The following is a 19,510-nucleotide window of genomic DNA, read 5'->3' on the forward strand; positions in this document are numbered from 1 at the left end:
GACAATAGCCTTGTGGAACCACCTGATCCCATCCCGAACTCAGAAGTGAAACGCAAACGCGCCGATGGTAGTGTGGGGTCTCCCCATGTGAGAGTAGGTCATCGCCAAGCATCCAAATAAACACAAAAGCCCTAGCCTAAACCGCTAGGGCTTTTGTATTTATACGCTTTGCGAAAACCTACCTCGATGTCGGTCAATAAATGTTCCTCCAATATTGACACTTCCACCATCCATGGCGGTCGCCCGCCGCTAAGCGGACTCCCCAGCTACGAAGACAAGCTTCTTCGCGTTCAATTATGGCTAAATACTAAGTATTTATAGCGCTATGATTTCACCCCCATGTGAGAGTAGGTCATCGCCAAGCGCCTAATTATCTCATTGAGATGTAACGAAGCCAGCTGAATAAGCTGGATTTTTTGCGTCTGCAATTTGTCTTAATCCCATCTATACATTGCTCTCATTCATGTGATTAACGTAGAAGAGTGAATCTCTATCTGATAATAACAAGCTTTTAGGTGCTTGCTTATCTTGGGTTTGGTCTATTCTTGTCAGTTATGTCATAAGTAACTCAACTATCGAATTGACCAAGTTATTTTCTGAATCACGGGTGTTACTATAAAAGTAGCCTTCTGACACGCTTAAGTCGATAGAGTGCATAAACAATTCATTTCATCGGTGCAATATTTTGATTTTATTTAACTTACTTTGTTAATTGCTGGTCGCTGTAGAAGTTGTGTTAAATCGATGACTCTATCTGCAGCTTTAATGGTTTCGGGCCGATGGGCGATTACCACTCGGGTGATATTCAAATTTTTCATCGCTTGATTAACAACAGACTCAGTGACAATGTCTAAGTGACTTGTTGCTTCATCCATAAATAAAATCTTCGGTTCCCGATACAGCGCTCTCGCCAAAATTAACCGTTGTTTTTGCCCACTGGATAGTGCTGAGCCCATATCGCCTATTAAACTTTTATAGCCCATTGGCATCTGACAAATATCTTGGTGTATTGCTGCCATTTGTGCACAACGAGTGAGCTTTTCGACGTCAATCTTTTCCGAAAAAAAAGTAATATTATCTTCTATTGTCCCACCGAGTAATCGGTCTTCTTGCATTACAGCTGCGACTTGCTGGCGATATTGAGCTAATCCTAATTTCACCAACGGTATGTCATCGATTAAAATCTCACCTTCGGTTGGTGTTAATAGCCCTAATAACAGTTTCATTAAGGTACTCTTACCACAACCGGATGGACCTATAATTGCAACCGACTCACCGGCGTTTATTTGTAATGCTAAATTGTATAGCACTGGCTCAGCGACGGAGCTATAACTAAAACTAACCTGTTGTAGACAGATATTTCCGGCCACTTTATGCAGCATTGGTTGTGGTGGATAAGTTTGCTCTTTGGCTGTTAGGGCAATATCTGCAATCCGTTCAAAATGTAAACTCAGCATGCGATATTCAATTAACTTTTCGATCAACTTGCTCATACGCGCCATAAATTGGGCTTTATAGGCAATAAACGCAAATAACATTCCTGTGGTAAAACTGCCCGCCATTACTAATTCTGCAGCAAGATAGATCACTACAATATTTTCTGTACCAAATAGCAATTTGTTCATTATTTGATACGAAATTTCATATTTCCCGAGCGTAATGGTCCTGTTCGTTGCTTTAACATAGTGATTTTGCCAAATCGCTTCTCGCTGACTTTCAAAACCAAATAGCTTAACCGTTTGAATTGCTCGGATCGTTTCCATAAAGTTAGATTGTTCACCTGCTAAAGCTAGAATTTGCTGCTCTGAGGCTAAGCGTAAGGACCGATATAACGCTAATCTCAAGGCGCAATATGCTAGCACTGCCACTAGCACGACGAGAGACAATAACGGGCTGTAAAAGAAGATCATGCATAGAACTCCTAGCGCCATAAAACCATCAATGATGGCTTCAATAATGCCGGTAGTCAGCAGTTCCCGTAATTGCCTTAAAGAACCAAATCGTGATACCAGATCCCCCATATGACGTTTTTCAAAATAGGCCAATGGTAGCCGCACTAAGTGATGGAAGAGGTTACTGGCTAGCTGCACACTAAGTTGGCTGCTGAAATTCAGTAGCACTAAGCTGCGTAAAGCATTGGTGGCAACATCAAATAATAGTAACAAGGCAAAGCCTAATGCCAACACTAATAACAACTGACCATCATTATTGATAATAACGGCGTCTACCACGAGTTGAATGTAATAAGGTGAGGCTAAAATAAACAGCTGTAAAAAAACGGACAAACTGAGTAACAACCCTAACGATTGCTTTAAACCAGTGATCTTAGAAAAAAAGGATGAGAATGTTAGTGATTGTTTAGCTTGTTCTGCAGTAAATGTAGCTGTCGGTGTCAATTCTAAAGCGATACCAGTAAATGATTTTGACACTTCTGTTAGGGATATTCGCCGCACTCCTAAAGCTGGGTCATGAATAATACAGTGTTGAGTGTTCACTGACTTTAGTACCACAAAGTGATTGAGATCCCAGTGCAAGATACATGGCGTAGCTAAGTCGGATAATTCTTCTAATTCAATTTTCAGTGGGCGGCTACTGAGTTGCAACTGCTCTGCAATATGCATCAGATCCAGTAAGGTACAGCCTTCTAGCGATAGCGAAAAACGTTGTCTTAAGCTATTTAAATCAGTTTGATAGCCATGCATGCTGGCCACCATAGCTACACAGGCTAAGCCGCATTCTGCGGCCTCAGTTTGAACGATCATGGGTAAGCGGCGGCCAGACCAAGTTCTAAGCTTCTCTTGCAGTGTTGCCATTAGTTTTGACCCTTATCATCAACATTTGGTGTAAACAACCACTCCAATAGTCTGCGTGGCGCGAAGCTAATATCAACCTCTAATCCCATACCTGCTCTCAGTGGCAATTTTTTTGCGTCTTCCGTTAATGCTAAAACGGCTCTATAACTCGGCTCTGATAAGGGTTGCGATTCATTTATGGTTATAGGCTGACTTCCTATCTCAACTAGAGTGGCTGTTTGCACACCAAAATGTTGATAGGGAAGTGCCTCTATGCGCATTTGTAGCTCCTGCCCCAATGTGAGTTGTCCTATAACTCTTGAGGGTATATATACAATTGCGAACAAGGTTTCTGGTTGCGGTAATAACGATATTGAGGGTTTTGATGGGCCGATATCCTCTCCAGACGGCAATAAAACTTCGGTAACCGTTCCTGTAAAAGGAGCTTTTAGTAAAAATGATTTTCCCATCGTATTTGGGAGGTTCAGCTGTTGTACTAAAGGTTGATTCTGCTGCACTTGCTCGCCAACTTGTACTAAAAGATGCCCTGCGTTGACTGATTTAGGCGTGGGCAAACGAATCGCCATAATGGCTGGCTCGATAGAACCTTGCACATGTTCTTTGCGTTGATACTCGCTAAAATACAAAAATAGTAATGCACATAAAAAAAGCGTGCTAATCAATACTGTGAAACCAATAAAACTAACTGGCTGGGTTAAACTTACTTCCCCTTGTAATCTTTGCTGTTGCTGCAAGACAACTTCTTTTCGAAATAAATCGCTCATTGCGATAAACCTCGTACTGGTTGTGCGCGTTTGCTTAGATAGATACGGCGTAACATGTCATAAACGACAAACTCTTGCTCTCGACCATAAGCCTTGAATAAACGGTTAGTAAACATATGTAATAATGAGCCTAGTAAACTATCGCGACTACCTTGTGCTTGTTGGGACTCAAATAATGCCAACATTGCCTGACAACATGGTGTAATCGAAGATGAAAACTGCTGTAAACTCTGCTGAATTTGTTGTTTGAATGGCTCAATAGCTTGGTTATGCCAATCTAATAATTGGCGATCTTGTTGTAATTGTGACTGATAGTATCGATATTTATCGCCCATTTGCTGGCGTAACTCTAAGCCTTCTTTAAATTCTTGTGCAAATCCTGTCCGCAAATTATCGATCAGTTTAAATTTCTCGGCGGGTAAATAATCGAATTGAGTTAAAATTAAATCTATCGCTAAAATGGCTAAGCGCCACCTCAAGCTGTCATCTTGTTGACTGAATAATATTGCCTGCAACACAAACTGGCTGTCCAAACAGAAAAAGTGCTCAGCCAAAGGCATCATATGCTCACCCCCGTAACGTTCTGTCTCCTGCCTGTAAGTGAACAACTCAATGCAATGTAAGCCTGCACTGGCTAGAGATGGCGCTAATAAGCGATTTAGTGCGGGTAGTAACTCCCCATATAATCGTTCCGGCTCCCCAAAACATCGTAGCCGTAGATGCCAATCAGGATCGCCATAGCGTACAAAGAACCAATGTTTGAGCACACCATCTTGCTGCATCTGCGTTAGCCATGGTGCCAATTGCTTTAGTAACAGTTGCTCCACACTACTTTGCCCTGCATACAATTTGACACTGAGCCATTCTGAGCCAGGCGCGAAATGCCTACACTTGTCATTGGTTGAGCTCGTCAATGGTGCTATGCGTGGTGCTAAGTATGGGGTTGCGGCACTATTTGACAGCGGTACAATTATTTCATGTTGATAAGGGCCATCTGGCCCTTGCAGTAAAGGTTGGTATTTCATCGCGAGCACTTCATTCAACCTAATGTGGCTTTTATGATTTACCTCTGCCAACAACATTTGGAACATCATATTATTTTGCAGATCGATCAGTAACACATGGTCGGCTATGGCATAGCTCATATAACGCTCTAAACCATATTCTTTCTGCAGTTGTTGCCAATCGGATTCAACAAACTGGCCTTCTTGCCATAAGCGTTTCAATAGTGCTACTGAAATATTGCAGTGGGCCTCTTGCAGGACCAGATTATCTAACATGATCCTTGGAACTCGTTTTGCTTTATGCAGGCTATCAGGTAAGGAGAAGTGAGGCATTTGTAAGTTTTGATGTTGAAGTGAGCATAAAAACCGATAAATCCCTAAACTACGATCACTGAAATTATGGGCAGAGGATAAACGGGGAATTATTCTTTTTTGTAGTCGCTGTGACCATAAACATAACACGTTATTTTCTTGATAGACCAATAGATCGCTGATTGGGATTTGCCACTCGTTTGCTAAGTGACTGTCAGCAAGAAAAACAATCTCATAGGCTCTTAATGTTGGTCTAGCGATGACATTGCCTGGACGCCCCTCGGGCATATGTAGTACTTCTGCAAAAAGGACTTCTGGAGAATGCGCTTCTTCTTGAGATAAATGTTGTTTGACCTGTTGCAGCATATCTGTTGATAAATGACAGAAACGTCCGAGTAAATTCGCTGCTGAAGGACCATAGCAACCATGATAATAGTAAATAACTCGGCCATCCTCTTGTTGATACGCTGACAAATTAATCGCGAAGGAAGCGGGTAACTTAGCCATTAATGTCGCACTTTCATGTTTAGACAATAACGAATCACTTGTTAATTTCAGCACAGTTTCGCTTGGGGTTACATCACTTAGAGCAGCGATAATCGTCTGTTGCAATGGTTCGATAACATTTTGTGTGGGGGAGGGACGATTGGTGATATTTAACCCTGCTAACAAGGAAGTGTGGTAGCCAATATCGCTGGAGAATGAAATACCAACTTCGTCATCTAATAAGGTCAACAGTGGCACATACTGGCTACCAAATCTTGCTTCAAATTTTTGGCTAAAGTCATTAAGTGGTGTTTTATAAGATTTTCGTATCGCTAATAATGCCAATAATGCAGGCATCAGGGCAGAGACTTCTGCTTGTGCTAATTGGCACTGTGAAAATGAGCGCAAAATATCAGTCTGTAATAGGCGATTCTCGCTTACAGGATACGGCAGTGTTTGCAAGCTATGATAAATTTCTTGATATTGCTTAAGCGGGTTAACAGGTTGTTTATCCATGCTGTTTAACTGAGTGAGAGCTCGTTGCAATATATCAGCACTGTCTGTAGCGCCCATACTTTGTAACGCCGTAATAAAAGTTTGATCTGGGGAGCCAGAAGTTAATGTTAGTGGTAATTTGACTTGCAGCACACCGGCAGTAAGTAACTGCTTAATATAATCCTGTATGCTTGCAGTATTCGCCGTAGGATAGAGTTGTTGAAATCCATCTTGTAACGAAGCAAAGCTCCCTTCCTTCTTCGCCAGTTGCAGCATAGCAAGCAAATATTCATCTAATACCAAGGTACTTAAACGATATTTTTGCTCAGTATCTGAAAAATACGGTTCAATATAATGCAGACCATCGCTCTGTTGTTGCAACGTCGGATTTGCTTGATAGCACAATAACGGCCACTTCTCGGCCTTATTTGGTTCACTTAACTGGGCTCGAATTGCAGTTAAATAGGCTATGTCAAAGCGGGTATGGCGCTTATCTCGCAGCATGCTATCACACTGTAAGCGCGTTTCATTTGCTACTTGCCCCAAGGCTACGCCTGCAAATAACCCAAATGGCGTCGCTCTAGAGCTAAACCGAATAAAATATTTCAATAAGGAGTTAGTTATTTTAATTGCCGCTTTACTGTGTGGTTGCAGTTGCCAATTAGGCAATCGTTCCATCAATGAAGGACTTGCAAGATATAAGGCTTCTTGTACTGCTGGGTTTGCTAACCAACTGGCGAGAAAATCGACTAAGGCCGTAGGTTCTGTTGGTATTTTTCGTAGTTGAGACAAACTTGATCTAGGTGCCCGGATAACAAAAAAATCCGTGGCTTGCAAAACCTCTACACTCATAAACAATTCCTTGTTATAAAAATAGCCAATACATCGAAATCAATTATTGGTTAATAAAAGCGCATCTAGCCAATTAGTTTCTACGTTGAAGGCCATCAATAGCACTAAACCTATACCGGCATAGCCTCCAAGTAAGCCATGGTCTGGTAGGCGGCAGTTTGAATTATCTTGTTCGCGCACGGCATTAAAACCGTCGAGTCCTGATGTTTGATATAGTGCTAATGTATGTTCAAACCAATATTGTGCAGCCTGTGAAAGAGTGGATTCGGTGTAATAGCGTGTTATGACTTGAAAGATTAAAGCCAAACCTGCACTACCATGACAGATACCTGCATCCTGTACTTGGCTGCTTTTTAGTCTACGCTGAGCGGCTTTTAAGGCAATGTTCTTACCAGCGGCGGTAAAGTCATCACGGTTTATTGCATTGCCCACTCGCAGCAATGTTAAGGCTATGGTGGCATCGCCATAACACCAACCGAGTCGTGACTGGCACGGTTGTTCCGTGATGTACGCAAAGCAACTACCAAATTTCTCTGATGTTTGTTGCTGCTGAATTAACCACTGACAACTGGCTTGCAACAACGTCTGAATTTGGCTGTGTAGTTGCTGATGCGCTAATAATGGTAATAGAGAGGCAATGATTGAAGGGACTCCGTGAGCTAATCCTAAATTAAATTCAGGGTCATCTGTTGCCTGATTAAATCTAAAGAAAGAGTTTGTTGCCACTTCCCAAGCACCAGTACCATCGGCAAATTGATGCCATTGCTGTTCCAGTAGTGTCAATAACGCTTGGGCCAAAGGTAAGCCTAATTCCGCGGTTTGACGCCGCGCTATATAGACTGCAAAACCACTTAGTCCGCGAATAAATTCCAATTCTCCAGTCCAGTCATTCTGTTGTAAATGTTGTAGTAAGAGCACATCAGTATTGTGATTAAACTCCGCTTGGTAATTCCCTTCATGCAAAAAAAATTCATATAGCCAAGCGACACCAGTCAGTCCATAGCCAAACGCGAACTGTGAATGTAGGAATGGTATTTGCTCTTCTATTAATGTCATTCGTGCTGAAAATTCATGTTGGCATGCTAGTTCTGGAAACTGTTTATGTAATTGCCAGAAAAATAATTGTTGCCCAGCTAAGCCAGTTAACAAACCAACCCCTTGCTGCTCTAATGATTGTTTGGCATCTTTCACTAATAGCGCAGCTATGTCGTTCAATGCCTGTCTAGCAAGGCTAGACTGATGGGGTTGATTAAATTGCACTGAACCACCTTCCTTTATTTCCATGAAGTACAGCTTCTACATATTGGCTCATTTAGAAAGTCAAAAGGGCATAGTGGATATGCCCTTTACACATCTACTGATAAAATATGCTGTGTTATATTGTGACGTCACAACCTATTTGGTTACTTGAATCCCGTATTAAGGGATTTGACAACAGCGATGAGTGCTACCTGTACGATCAGAAGGGCAGGTGTATGCATTGGCAGTCAACTCTCCGCAAGCACGAGTTATCACACCACCAGCAACTTGTGGTGTTAATTCGCTAGGTAAGACTTTTTTATCATGGGACAGATTCACTAACTCAGCTTTTTTTAATTTAAGTTCCATCATGTTATTCCTTTTACTTGATTAGTAATTTTTCGCCCTATCATTTAGGCAACTTATTTCTAACATTTGATGGGGAGAGTTTAAATCAGTATAAAGAATGAGCAGGTTGAAGGTTGAATAAGTCTAAAGGTTGAATGTTTTTTATGGAATAGTATTAGAGCGTTGATCTTTTCATGCTTAGTAAGGCTTTGAAGCTGATAATGACTATTGCTAAATAATGCCTTTATGACATTTTTTGTTACATTTGTTTCTGGATCTAGCCAAAATATATAGCGTAAATCATAACGCATACGGTTAAATGTGTAGGCTAAATAGTATTTATCCTTGCTCAAGGTTTTGATTTTTAAAAATATTTAATTATGAGATAACGCTTTGCGGATAGTTAATTATGTTGGCTGGAGGAACAGAGACTATTCGATTTTACTCAGTTCGAATTCTTTGTAGTTAATTAAGTGATAAGTCTTTTATCTACAAATGCTTAACTGTCTTTTATAAAGCGAGTTGATAAATAATAGTCTATGAAGACTGTAAAATGATATGTCTTTTATATTTATAATTTGTTCTACCAAATATATAAATAATGCCTTTACAGGCACTCGTACTATTTGTTGCTTAGCAGCTTTGCTGTGTTAAATGACATTAAGCTGTGAAGTGGGAATGGGCTTACTGAGCTTTAATGTTTCTGAAATATCAGTTTTACTAAGCTTTAATAGAGCCGCCAGTTCATATGTGACACTAAGCTGGCGGTTTTAAATAGATAAACTGAAGCGGTATGGGTCACTCTTTGTTTATTTTAGCTTTGAAGCTGGCTTTGGTATTGTCGTTGGCTTGTTTGTACCAGTAATCCAGCATTTGACTGATTTCAGCTTGGCTAGGTGTCGTCGCTGGAGTGATTTGCTGAGCCTTATCATTGTTCGCTGCGACTGCTGACGACATAACTGCTGGCGCGATCAAGCTCGTGGATGTGGCTGCTGATGTTTGGTGTATTTGCGGCAGGCTTGCCAATACTGGTGCAATGGCGTCGCTTGCTTGCGTTGTTGCGGTATTCATAGTGAGATTTAATGAAGCCGGATGATTGCTAAGGTTGTACTGCAGTATCTCGTGTTCGAAATCCCGTCCCAGTTGAATGCCATTCTTAATCAATTTATCGCTGGTAAAAACCACTGCTTCATCTTGAGCATTTAATAGTGTCAGCTTAGGTGACTCATCAAATTTCTTTGCATCTCTGGCTGAGTTGATAGCGGGAAGTGTCAGCGTGAGTGTTTGTGCTGATGCATCAAAACGGACGATGAGCACGTCGGAAAGATAATGCACTGAGTCAGCTTGTTGTCGATATTGCGCGGCATAGCGAAAGGCAATCTGATTGGTCCCATCGGCTAAAATGAGATCGCCACTCTTTACGGCTGGCTTGCCATTGACCGTTAGCACTTCAGCATTTTTAGGCAGATTGAGATGAACATCGGCCGTTGCAGGTTGCACTGCGCCCAGCATTAACGCAGTGGCACATAAGATTGATTGATATTTCATAAGCTTTCTCTGTTGTTGCGAGGACGCCGCTAAATAATAAGGCAGATATTTGGCGACACAAAGCAGGTTTAACCTTTAGTGTGGAGCATGATTAACTAAATGGCGACACACTGTTTATAGCGCGCAGATTAGCGTTAATTTAATCGGTAGGGAATAAAAAAGGCTCACGAGGAGCCTTTTTGAGCATGATATTTCGGGATTGAACGCTTATTTGGTTAGGTTGATGCTATAAACGGCGAAACCCAGTTCATCCTTACCGATCTTCTTCATTTCACGTTGTTTATTGGCTTCGATAAAGGCAGCGGCTTTGTCACTGTCTTGGGTTTCGAAGCGAATGTCTAATGTGACGTTGGTAGTGATGGTTTTGAAATCCCAGTTGTAATCGGCACTTGGATTGACCATAGCTTCGTACTTACCTGTGGTTTCGTTGTACTGAGATTGCGCTGTGATATAAGCAGCTAGTGCTTCACGGTTAGTATCGGGCAGTTCAAGTACCACATGGTCGCTACCCGTACCAGCAAACTTACCCCCGAAGGCGCGGTAGTTATTTGAGGTAACGATAAACTCTTTCGCGGCAAATTCTTCACCTGTGATGACTTTGCCGTTTTCGTCTTTATAGCTTAAATCAACGATACGGTTTGCGTTGGCATTAACGACGGCGCAATCGCGGTCAAACTTGCTCGGTTGGGTCACATCAATTTTATAGGTTAAGCCATCGAGTACGTCGAAGTTATAGGTTGGATGACCATCCCAGTTGATTAAACCTTGTGGGGTGGTTTTTGCTGGGTCAATTTGATTGAACTGGTTCGCTGAGCACTCGAGCCAATCTTTCAATTCGGCGCCCGTTGCTTTGACTGCCACCATAGTATTGGGATACAGGTATAGATCGGCGGCGTTTTTAAAGGTCAGTGGGCCTTTATCAACTTGCACAAATTGATCTGCATCACTGGTTGTACCGTGGCGACCGCCCGCTTTAAAGGGGGCGGAGGCTGATAGCACTGGCAGACCTTTTAATGCTGCAGGTAATTTCGCTTTCACGTTAGCGATTTGCGCATCGGAAACGATTTGTACCGTAGGGTCATCCTGCACTAAGGTAAGGAAGCTGTACATGTCGGCTGCGGCAACGCCGATAGGTTCATCCACAAAGGCGAGGGTGCCTTGGTGCTCGGCTGCGACTGCATCTTTAATTGCGGGATCTTGGCTAACTAACTCTTCCTTAGTTGCACCATTATATATGGGGCGAGCTTGCGTTTTCGCACTAAGGACATGCCATTTACCATCTCTACGTTCAAGTTTAAAGTCAACAACCCCTAGGTTATCACCCCAACGACCTGGCATCACTGCGGGGACGCCGTTCAGTAGGCCTTTAGTGACGTCGGTATTGGGTAAGTCGGCATACTTAGCATCAGGGAAGATAGAGTGGCTGTGGCCGAATAGAATCGCATTGATACCATCAACATAAGTCAAAGCGTAAGTGGCATTTTCAGCCATAGGATCGCCAGGATTTTCCGTTGAACCAATGCCAGAGTGAGGAATGGCGATAATGATATCGGCCCCTTTGGCTTTCATTTCGGGGACATATTTTTTCGCGGTTTCAATAATATCTTCGACCGTCACTTTACCCGTCAGATTTTGTTTATCCCACAATAGAATTTGCGGTGGCACAAAACCAATATAACCAATGTTAATGGTTTGATTATTACCTTCACTGTCGATGATGTTTTTTTGTTTGATGATATAAGGGGTGAATAAATGCTCACCTTTTTTAACCTCATTCCAGCAACCATTATCGTCGGCGCAATAAACGTTTGAGTTGATATAAGGGAAATCTGCACCACTAATAGATTTATTTAAGAAATCTAAACCATAGTTAAATTCATGGTTACCGATATTACCGACTTCATAATCTAATAGGTTCATGGCTTTATAGGCTGGATGAATATCACCCATTTGCAGGCCAACTTTAGCCATGTAATCGCCCATTGGGCTGCCTTGTAGTAGATCGCCGTTGTCGACGAGTACGCTGTTTTTGGCTTCGTTGCGTGCAGCGTGGATTAAGCTTGCAGTACGGGCTAGACCGATAGTTGGGTCATTTTTGCCACTGTAGTAGTTGAAATCCATGATATTTGTGTGCAGATCTGTGGTTTCGAGTACCCGTAAATCGGCTTGAACGACTTTGTCGTCATCAGAATTACAGGCGCTTACACCAAGGGCGGCAGTGATCATCACTGCGAGTATTTTCTTATTTAACATAGTTATCTCTATTTATATTTATTTGACCCCAATGCATGTTCCGTAAAAGAACATGCCCATCATCCCGTTAATTCAGCGTAATTTAACTGTTAGGTTAATTTGCCGCTAAGTTAACGAGCGGGAATTATAAAGACATTTGATGATCTGAATGTGACATTAATCGGATAAAAGCTGTTTCAAATTGTGACTCAAGGTTTGCTTGCCTAAATAGTGAGCCGTTTAGCCTGTTTATTTGTTACAGCAATGTTTAAATAATTACAGTAAACAGTTTATTAAGAAGAATTAATATTTGTTATTGGAATGGCATTTTATTTGCTCAGCCCCTCGTCTATGTCGGGGATATTTGACGTAAAACTTCAGTAGAATTGTTTTAAATAATTCTTTTACATCAAATTTTAGCCAATGTTGATCACTTATGCTCGCATGTCTCTTGGCTTGATTGAGGCGAGTTAGGTTTAGCGTAGCGTTGGCATAGGCTTATTTAGACGAGTAATACACATAAAGTGATACAAATTAGCTGTGCTCTGTGCGGGTAAAACTTGGCTGAAATGCGCGTAACTTGTTAAGGTAGTTCATCGAAATTGACGTACGAAGCTACACAAGTTCGTTAAAACAGACTGTTGTAAACCGAAAGCCAAAATCCATTTGCGCGCACCTTTCACCTTAAAAATACAATCGAAAGGGCAGCAACATCCAAGGGAGTTAATATGCGTAAGTCCGTTATTACCACAGCCGTAGCTGCGGCATTGTTACTTGGCGCTTGTTCAGACAAGCCTGATGTAAGCACCAATGAAGCCAAAAATGCCGTTGCGACTCAATCCGCCGCCAAAGCTGAAGCAGCTAATGTGCTGCTGAGCAAGAGTCCACTGCAAGATCAAGCGCCGCAATTTAATCTTATTCAGTCCGCAGATTATGCTCCCGCCTTCGAGCAGGGCATTAAAGCTCACGATGCAGAAATCGCTGCGATTGTGAATAACAAACAGGCGGCTAGTTTTGACAATACCATTCTCGCCATGGAAACCTCGGGTGAATTGTTAACGCGCGTATCGCGTACCTTCTTTAATCTCGCAGGTCTGATTTCTGATGATGATTTTCAGAAAACCGAAGCGGATCTGGCACCTAAGCTATCTGCCCACCGAGATAATATTTATCTCGATCCGATTTTATTTGCCCGTGTTGAAGCCGTATACCAGCAAAAGAGCAGCCTAAATGCGGAAGATCAGCGTCTAGTTGAATATTACTATGAGCAGTTTGTCCGCGCTGGCGCGAAATTGTCGGCCGAAGATAAAGCTAAGATGCGCGACTTTAACGCTGAGCTTGCAACCTTAGCGACGGACTTTTCACAAAACAGCTTAAAATCATTTAAAGATGATGTGATTGTTGTGACTGATAAAGCCCAGTTAGCCGGTTTATCCGACAGCGAAATCGCCACCTTAGCCGCAGCGGCCAAAGCTGCTAGAAAAGAAGGCTATTTGATTACGTTAGTCAACACGACACGCCAACCTGTGCTTTCTAGCCTGAGCAACCGTGAACTGCGCCAAAAAGTGTGGGAAACCTCGGCGCACAGAGCCGTCGCAATCAATGGTCCATTGATTGTCAAAATGGCGCAAATACGGGCTAAAAAAGCCAATTTACTGGGGTTCGATACTTGGGCATCCTATGCGGTTGCCGATCAAATGGCGAAAACACCAGCCGCTGTGTATGAAATCCTCGATGATTTAGCGCCAAAAGCTTTAGCTCGCGCCAAAGTGGAAGCGGCTGATATTCAAGCTGAAATCAAAAAGGCGGGCGGTGATTTTGAGCTGCAACCTTGGGATTGGGCTTACTACGCTGACAAAGTGCGTAAAGAGAAATACTCCCTCGATGAAAGCAGTATCAAGCCTTATTTCGAGTTTAATACTGTGCTGAAAGACGGGCTGTTTTTCGCTATGCATAAATTGTATGGCATCAGCTTAAAACCGCGTACCGATTTACCTGTGTGGCATTCCGATGTTTTAGCCTTTGAAGTCTTTGATAAAGATAACAGTTCTATTGGCTTATTCTACCTAGACCCGTATGCCCGTGAAGGCAAAGGCGGCGGCGCGTGGATGGATGAGTTCGTCACCCAAAGCGGTCTACTCGGCACTATGCCCGTAGTCTATAACGCGCTTAATATTCCTAAGCCAGCCGATGGCCCAACGCTAATGACCTTCGATGAAGTGACCACTCTGTTCCATGAATTTGGCCATGCAATACACGGTTTATTCTCGCAGGTGAAATACCCAAGCGTGGCTGGCACATCAACCGCACGTGACTTTGTTGAGTTCCCATCACAGGTTAACGAAGATTGGAATATCGACCCTGCTGTGATTGCTAACTATGCCAAACACTACAAAACGGGTGAGCCAATTCCTAAGGCGCTGCTCGATAAAATCTTAGCGGCAAATAAGTTTGGCCAAGGTTTTGATACCGTTGAGTACCTGTCAGCGGCCTTGTTAGATATGGAATGGCACTCTATCAGCGCCGACACTCAAATTAGCGATGTAGAGAAGTTTGAGCACCAAGTGCTAGCTAAACATGGTCTTGATTTTGCGCCAATACCACCCCGTTATAAGTCGAGCTACTTTAGCCATGCCTTCTCCGGTGGTTATTCCGCAGGTTATTATGCGTATTTGTGGACCGAAGTGTTTGCCGCCGATGCCTTTGCCTATATGGGCGAGCAAGGTGGATTAAAAGCCGATAATGGTGACAAATTCCGTAAGGAAGTCTTATCTAAAGGTAACAGTGAAGATCTCATGCAAGATTATATTCACTTTACTGGTAAAAAACCGACAACAGAGGCACTGTTAAAGCGCCGCGGTTTAGTCGATTAATTGTAAAAAGATAAAGGCTTGTTAGGGAAACCTAACAAGCCCTTTGGGGGGGAGAATATGCAGCTATTATATTTAAAAGTGTAATGAGCATTTACAAAAATGTTGTTAATTTTTAAATCACATAATTTGTTAGTCAATATATTTAATTAAAAGTTTGACATCACTGTTCTTAATGCTTCTATATCGGGTAATCCAATCAATGTTTGGTCCCAAGTAGTGAACATTTGAGTTCGATAGACCAAAATGTTGGGTGTTGCCGATTGAGTACGTAGCTGATTAAAATGTTCCGTATGAATAAGGCTTTCTTCAATGATCACTAGCCCAACTTGAAAGTTTTCAACTTGTGCTAAACGAGATGCCTCTGCAAATGAAGCCGTCGTGATTATTCTAAAGTAGCCTAATGAGTTAAGTTGTTTTTCAATACATAGGCGATTCTCATGTTTTTTATCGGCAATAATAATCCGCAAAATTTTTTTAGACATATGGAATACTCTTAATACTAGATTTGAACTTGAGGAATTTCTTTGCCTCTTAGTTTATTGATATGTCATAGTGAATGTTAACGACGTATTTGCACTGCCACCTTTGGCGATATAACCGGTTTGATAGTAAGCAGCTTTAAGGGGAATAGAGTAATTTCCACCTGTTGCAGCATAACCTGAAAAGACATTATCAACACCCAAAGGTAAAGGGTTACTGGAAGCATCGAGTATCTGTACACCAACACCACTGGCAGTGGAGCTGGATTGTAGCGTAACAACTGACTTCGTTGGATTGATAATAGTTGTCGTTGGATCGAGCCGATATTTTATAGAGTTTATACCACTCGGACAGTTATTAAGATTAATTGCAAAATCTGTCGGTGTCATTCGAGTATTAATCCCTTGAAATCCGGATGCTGGTTGAACACCCATAGGCACGTTTATATTTGAAACGGTGCATGTTTGCTGTGTTATAACCACTTTACTGGCATTTTTGAAGTCAATTATTCTAAGTCCCCCAGCAATATAATATCCAATATACCCAGCCGGAATTTCTATAGCGTCCTGGATAGGGCCAATTTTATATATCTCAAGATAAAATGGTGATGACTGCGGAAAGGTTACCCATGTAACAACGCTAGATGAATTATAATAGTCAAGTATAGTGGAGTGCTCCCAAAAATACTTAAGGCCTAAACCCGTTGTGCCAATAGGGAATATATTCGAGCCGTTGGACGGGGCACCAATAGCATTCTGTATACCAGCATTTTCATTGTTATGACACCGATATCGAGGTTCGAAAGGAGCGTAAGCGTAGGTGGCATTAGAACGATAGACTCTTGCTCCAATTGGCGCATCTCGGGGAATATTGATATTTCCATTGAAGGTAAAAGTAAGAATCGCTGGAACTTCATTCCCAGTCCCTGTCTCACATATGGCTGCCGCATCGTCAATCGTAATAACAGAGATAAATGCACCAAAAAAAAGAGTTTTTACATATTTGTAGATTGTTTTTTTATTTAAATTCATTTCTAATCCTTTATTTATATATAGGTAGCCAATAGCTGTTGGTTAATTCGTTTCTTAAAGTGCTCAGTTTCTTACATATTGGATAAAATTATCAGCAGATATTGGTTTTGCAAAATAATATCCTTGGGCAATATCTACTCCTAAATTAGTTATTCTCTCAAGGTCAGCTTCGGTTTCTACCCCTTCCGCTATGACACTTAACCCTAAGTCATGGGCTAAGAGAATTGTATTGGCTAATATTTTATGGCTGACAAGGCTTTCTCTTGCTTGATGTACGAAAATTCTATCTATTTTTAAAAGATTAAAAGGAGTCAGGGCTAGACGCTGTAGCGAAGAGAAACCAGTGCCAAAGTCATCAATAGCACATTTAAATCCTTGTAATCTTAATTTGCTAATTGCAGCCGCGAGTTCTACTTCGAATCCTGCATAATCCTCTGTGATTTCTATGCCGATATGGGAGGAGTTGATCCCAGATTGCGCTACCCTATGTATCGTATTTTCTGCCCAGCGAGCGGAACTTGCGATATCTGCACTGATATTAACGCTGAGGCATAAATCTAAATCTAAACCTGAACCTTGCAAATGTTTCAACATGTTGATGGTGTAATCTAACATTTGCTTCCACAACGCATTGCGCATTATGGTCGAATGCATTCTGGGCAATAGGTATTCAGGGCCAAGTACACCCAGTTTTGGATGATTCCAACGGGCCAATGCCTCTGCTCCATAAAGTTTTCCACTTGTTACATGGAACTGAGGCTGAAAATAGGCAACAGTATCAATTAAAACTTCTGCAGATTTTCCAGATAATAAACTATCCCACTGTGCTTTATTCATTAAAGTGTTAATATTTACGGGCTGTCCACATAAGCACTCTTCTTTTTTATACGAAATTGATGTGTCATCGTTAACAATGTCGTTATTAACATTTTTGCAATCATATTTTTTATTTATAGCGAATGTCGACGGTTGGTTTTTGTCCGTTAGTAATAATGGGGCTTTGGAACTGGGTTTAGCAGATTGATTAAACAATGTTAACTCCGTTATTTCAGATATTCCCATGCCATAAATCAATATGTACCAAGGTTGGTCATATAGCGCTATTTGTGCCTGTGTCGTATTCATTGTTGCACATTTATAGATTCAGTAAATTTAAATGTAAACTATCAATTATCCACATGAAATTTCTGCGGATAAAAATCATTCTAATAGACGTTTTCTACCCAAACACTCAAAAACAATACCAGAGACTATTTATTAAATAGTTGTTACTAACTATGCTAGTTTGCTAGTAATGCATTGGCAACGCTTCGATTCTTATATAGTGATTAGGAATTATCCTATAAATAGTGATGGGCTAAATAAATTGGTTGGTTTTACTATTATTTGCATAATAAATAATTAAATTACTTTCTGCTAATAGGATTAATCTTATTGAGAAGTAAGACTTATAGTCTAGGAATAATAGGTGTTTATGCAATATATTCATTGTTGATTTCTATTCATAATGGCTTTCGTCGAATGTATGTCGTAATCAATGCACATCAAAATGACAATAATGCAGGCGAATTAGCCTGAGTTACAGCAATTAAATGGAACATTACTATGAAAAATAAAATTTACTCTTTCGCATTAACTGGGATTGTTGCTGCTTCGAGTTTACTGACCAGCACAGTGTTTGCTGCGGATGGCAACATTAATATCACTGGTGAAATTACTGGCACGACTTGCACAGTAAAAGGTAGTGGAGCTAATGGGGATGTGGCTGTGACTTTGGATACAGCAAGTACTCACGCACTTGCAGCACAAGGCGAAACTGCTGGATTCAAGCCTTTTAATATTACTCTGAGTAGCTGTTCTGCTGAGTCGACAGTAAAAGCAGGCTTTGAAGCGGGTCCAAATACAGACCTAACTAGCGGCCGTCTAAAACTCATTGGCGCGGGCACTGCCGGTGTTGCAGAAAACGTTCAATTACAATTGCGCAACAGTGACAGTTCACCTATCAAGATTGGCGATAACAGTACGGTAACTGGCACACCTCTTGACGCTGGTGGCGCAGTGTTGTCCTACCAAGTAGGTTACTACGCAACAAATGCTGCTACACCAGGTACTGCAAATAGCGCTGTAACTTACAGTATCGTATACCAGTAAGTTAGGCTTGTACGAAGGGGGAGGTCATCCTCCCCTTTAATCCCTCAACTAGAGAGTGCGATATGAAACCGTTTTTAGTGCATTACTTGGCAATGAGTGTATTGATCATGGGAGGTGCTATTGCCTCTTCTGCGAATGCCTCGATCGTACTTAGTAATACCCGTGTGGTTTATGAAGAGAGCGAAGGAGAGGCAAATGTTAAGTTAACTAATACAGGCCAGCAACCCTTAGTAGTGCAATCTTGGATTGATGATGGTGACTTAGACACATCTTCGAGTTTAATTAAATCTCCCTTTATTCTTATGCCACCAATTTCACGGATTGACTCTAATAAAGGGCAAACCTTAAGGCTAATATATACAGGGGATACTTTGCCGAAGGAACATGAATCTGTGTTTTATCTCAATGTGCAGGAAATTCCACCTAAAGCGGATACATCTTCCGATAAAAATATTATACAAGTTGCTTTGAGAACTCGAATTAAAGTATTTTTTCGGCCTAATGATATTAAAGGCACTCAAGTTGAAGCGCCTCAACAATTAGTTTGGAATTTGATTAAAGGAGATGCCAGTTGGATTTTAGAATGCACAAACCCAAGCTCTTATCATGTCTCTATGAGTGAGGTTGCATTATCGACGGGTAGTCATGCTCATATTGTTGGTGATGGAATGGTTGCTCCAGGTGGTAAGTTAAATATACCTGTTAATGCCATATCGAATGAAACAAAAGAAGTTAAATTTAAATCTATCGATGATTATGGTGCAATACGAGAACATTCATATTCACTTGTCAAGTAACTAATTAAATTGGTTTAACAATATACAAGGAAGTAGTGCTGTCACTATTGTAAATAAGTGATGCATACCCTTTTATTTCGAATCG

General features: G+C 41.4%; 13 protein-coding genes and 1 rRNA gene. 4 read left to right on the plus strand and 10 right to left on the minus strand.

What is annotated here, in order from left to right; translation table 11 throughout:
• A 5S ribosomal RNA gene (gene rrf / locus KO533_RS18540) occupies window positions 1-110 on the plus strand; the annotation flags it as partial.
• A 585-nt stretch (window positions 111-695) separates the two neighbouring features.
• Here the strand turns inward: rrf and KO533_RS18545 are convergent.
• The 7 genes from KO533_RS18545 to KO533_RS18575 all read right to left on the minus strand — a co-directional run bounded on the left by KO533_RS18545 (window position 696) and on the right by KO533_RS18575 (window position 12,114).
• Window positions 696-2,813: a peptidase domain-containing ABC transporter gene (locus KO533_RS18545; RefSeq protein WP_251073498.1), complete on the minus strand. Its 2,118-nt coding sequence runs from the start codon at window positions 2,811-2,813 to the stop codon at window positions 696-698.
• Complete coding sequence (locus tag KO533_RS18550; protein ID WP_219255557.1) at window positions 2,813-3,577, minus strand: HlyD family efflux transporter periplasmic adaptor subunit; 765 nt, start codon at window positions 3,575-3,577, stop codon at window positions 2,813-2,815. Before KO533_RS18550 ends, KO533_RS18545 begins: the two co-directional genes overlap by 1 nt.
• A complete protein-coding gene (locus KO533_RS18555) occupies window positions 3,574-6,726 on the minus strand; it encodes a lantibiotic dehydratase (RefSeq protein ID WP_219255559.1) in 3,153 nt (1,050 codons plus the stop codon). The genes KO533_RS18550 and KO533_RS18555 overlap by 4 nt, the downstream gene beginning before the upstream one ends.
• A 39-nt stretch (window positions 6,727-6,765) precedes the next feature.
• The gene (locus KO533_RS18560; RefSeq protein WP_219255561.1) at window positions 6,766-8,010 is read right to left on the minus strand and encodes a lanthionine synthetase LanC family protein; all 1,245 of its coding nucleotides are present in this window, start codon (window positions 8,008-8,010) and stop codon (window positions 6,766-6,768) included.
• Between the two features lie 135 nt (window positions 8,011-8,145).
• Window positions 8,146-8,337, minus strand: a complete 192-nt coding sequence (locus KO533_RS18565; protein ID WP_147250506.1) for a hypothetical protein — start codon at window positions 8,335-8,337, stop codon at window positions 8,146-8,148.
• Between the two features lie 774 nt (window positions 8,338-9,111).
• A complete protein-coding gene (locus KO533_RS18570) occupies window positions 9,112-9,861 on the minus strand; it encodes a DUF2057 domain-containing protein (RefSeq protein ID WP_219255563.1) in 750 nt (249 codons plus the stop codon).
• A gap of 207 nt (window positions 9,862-10,068) precedes the next feature.
• Window positions 10,069-12,114, minus strand: coding sequence for a bifunctional 2',3'-cyclic-nucleotide 2'-phosphodiesterase/3'-nucleotidase (locus KO533_RS18575; RefSeq protein WP_219255565.1), 2,046 nt, complete (start codon window positions 12,112-12,114; stop codon window positions 10,069-10,071).
• Window positions 12,115-12,821: 707 nt separating this feature from the next.
• Between KO533_RS18575 and KO533_RS18580 the strand changes: the two genes are divergently transcribed.
• Window positions 12,822-14,966 carry a M3 family metallopeptidase gene (locus tag KO533_RS18580; RefSeq protein WP_219255567.1) on the plus strand — a complete coding sequence of 715 codons (2,145 nt, stop codon included), beginning with the start codon at window positions 12,822-12,824 and terminating at the stop codon, window positions 14,964-14,966.
• Window positions 14,967-15,112: 146 nt separating this feature from the next.
• Here the strand turns inward: KO533_RS18580 and KO533_RS18585 are convergent, their stop codons facing one another.
• The 3 genes from KO533_RS18585 to KO533_RS18595 all read right to left on the minus strand — a co-directional run bounded on the left by KO533_RS18585 (window position 15,113) and on the right by KO533_RS18595 (window position 17,602).
• The gene (locus tag KO533_RS18585) at window positions 15,113-15,448 is read right to left on the minus strand and encodes a hypothetical protein (protein ID WP_212601862.1); all 336 of its coding nucleotides are present in this window, start codon (window positions 15,446-15,448) and stop codon (window positions 15,113-15,115) included.
• Between the two features lie 54 nt (window positions 15,449-15,502).
• On the minus strand, window positions 15,503-16,477 hold the full coding sequence (locus KO533_RS18590; protein ID WP_219255569.1) for a fimbrial protein: 975 nt from the start codon (window positions 16,475-16,477) through the stop codon (window positions 15,503-15,505).
• Between the two features lie 63 nt (window positions 16,478-16,540).
• Entirely contained in the window at window positions 16,541-17,602 is a 1,062-nt protein-coding gene (locus KO533_RS18595) for an EAL domain-containing protein (RefSeq protein ID WP_219255571.1), read from the minus strand.
• A 480-nt stretch (window positions 17,603-18,082) separates the two neighbouring features.
• Here KO533_RS18595 and KO533_RS18600 point away from each other — a divergent pair, with 480 nt between their 5' ends.
• Together KO533_RS18600 and KO533_RS18605 are read left to right on the plus strand one after the other, a co-directional pair.
• Window positions 18,083-18,628, plus strand: coding sequence for a fimbrial protein (locus tag KO533_RS18600; protein WP_219255573.1), 546 nt, complete (start codon window positions 18,083-18,085; stop codon window positions 18,626-18,628).
• 62 nt (window positions 18,629-18,690) lie between these two features.
• Window positions 18,691-19,425 (plus strand): fimbria/pilus periplasmic chaperone, encoded by a 735-nt coding sequence (locus KO533_RS18605; RefSeq protein ID WP_219255574.1) that lies wholly within the window; start codon window positions 18,691-18,693, stop codon window positions 19,423-19,425.
• The last annotated feature ends 85 nt before the right edge of the window (window positions 19,426-19,510 follow it).

The organism is Shewanella sp. NKUCC05_KAH (genome assembly GCF_019345585.1).
Lineage (GTDB): Bacteria > Pseudomonadota > Gammaproteobacteria > Enterobacterales > Shewanellaceae > Shewanella > Shewanella oncorhynchi.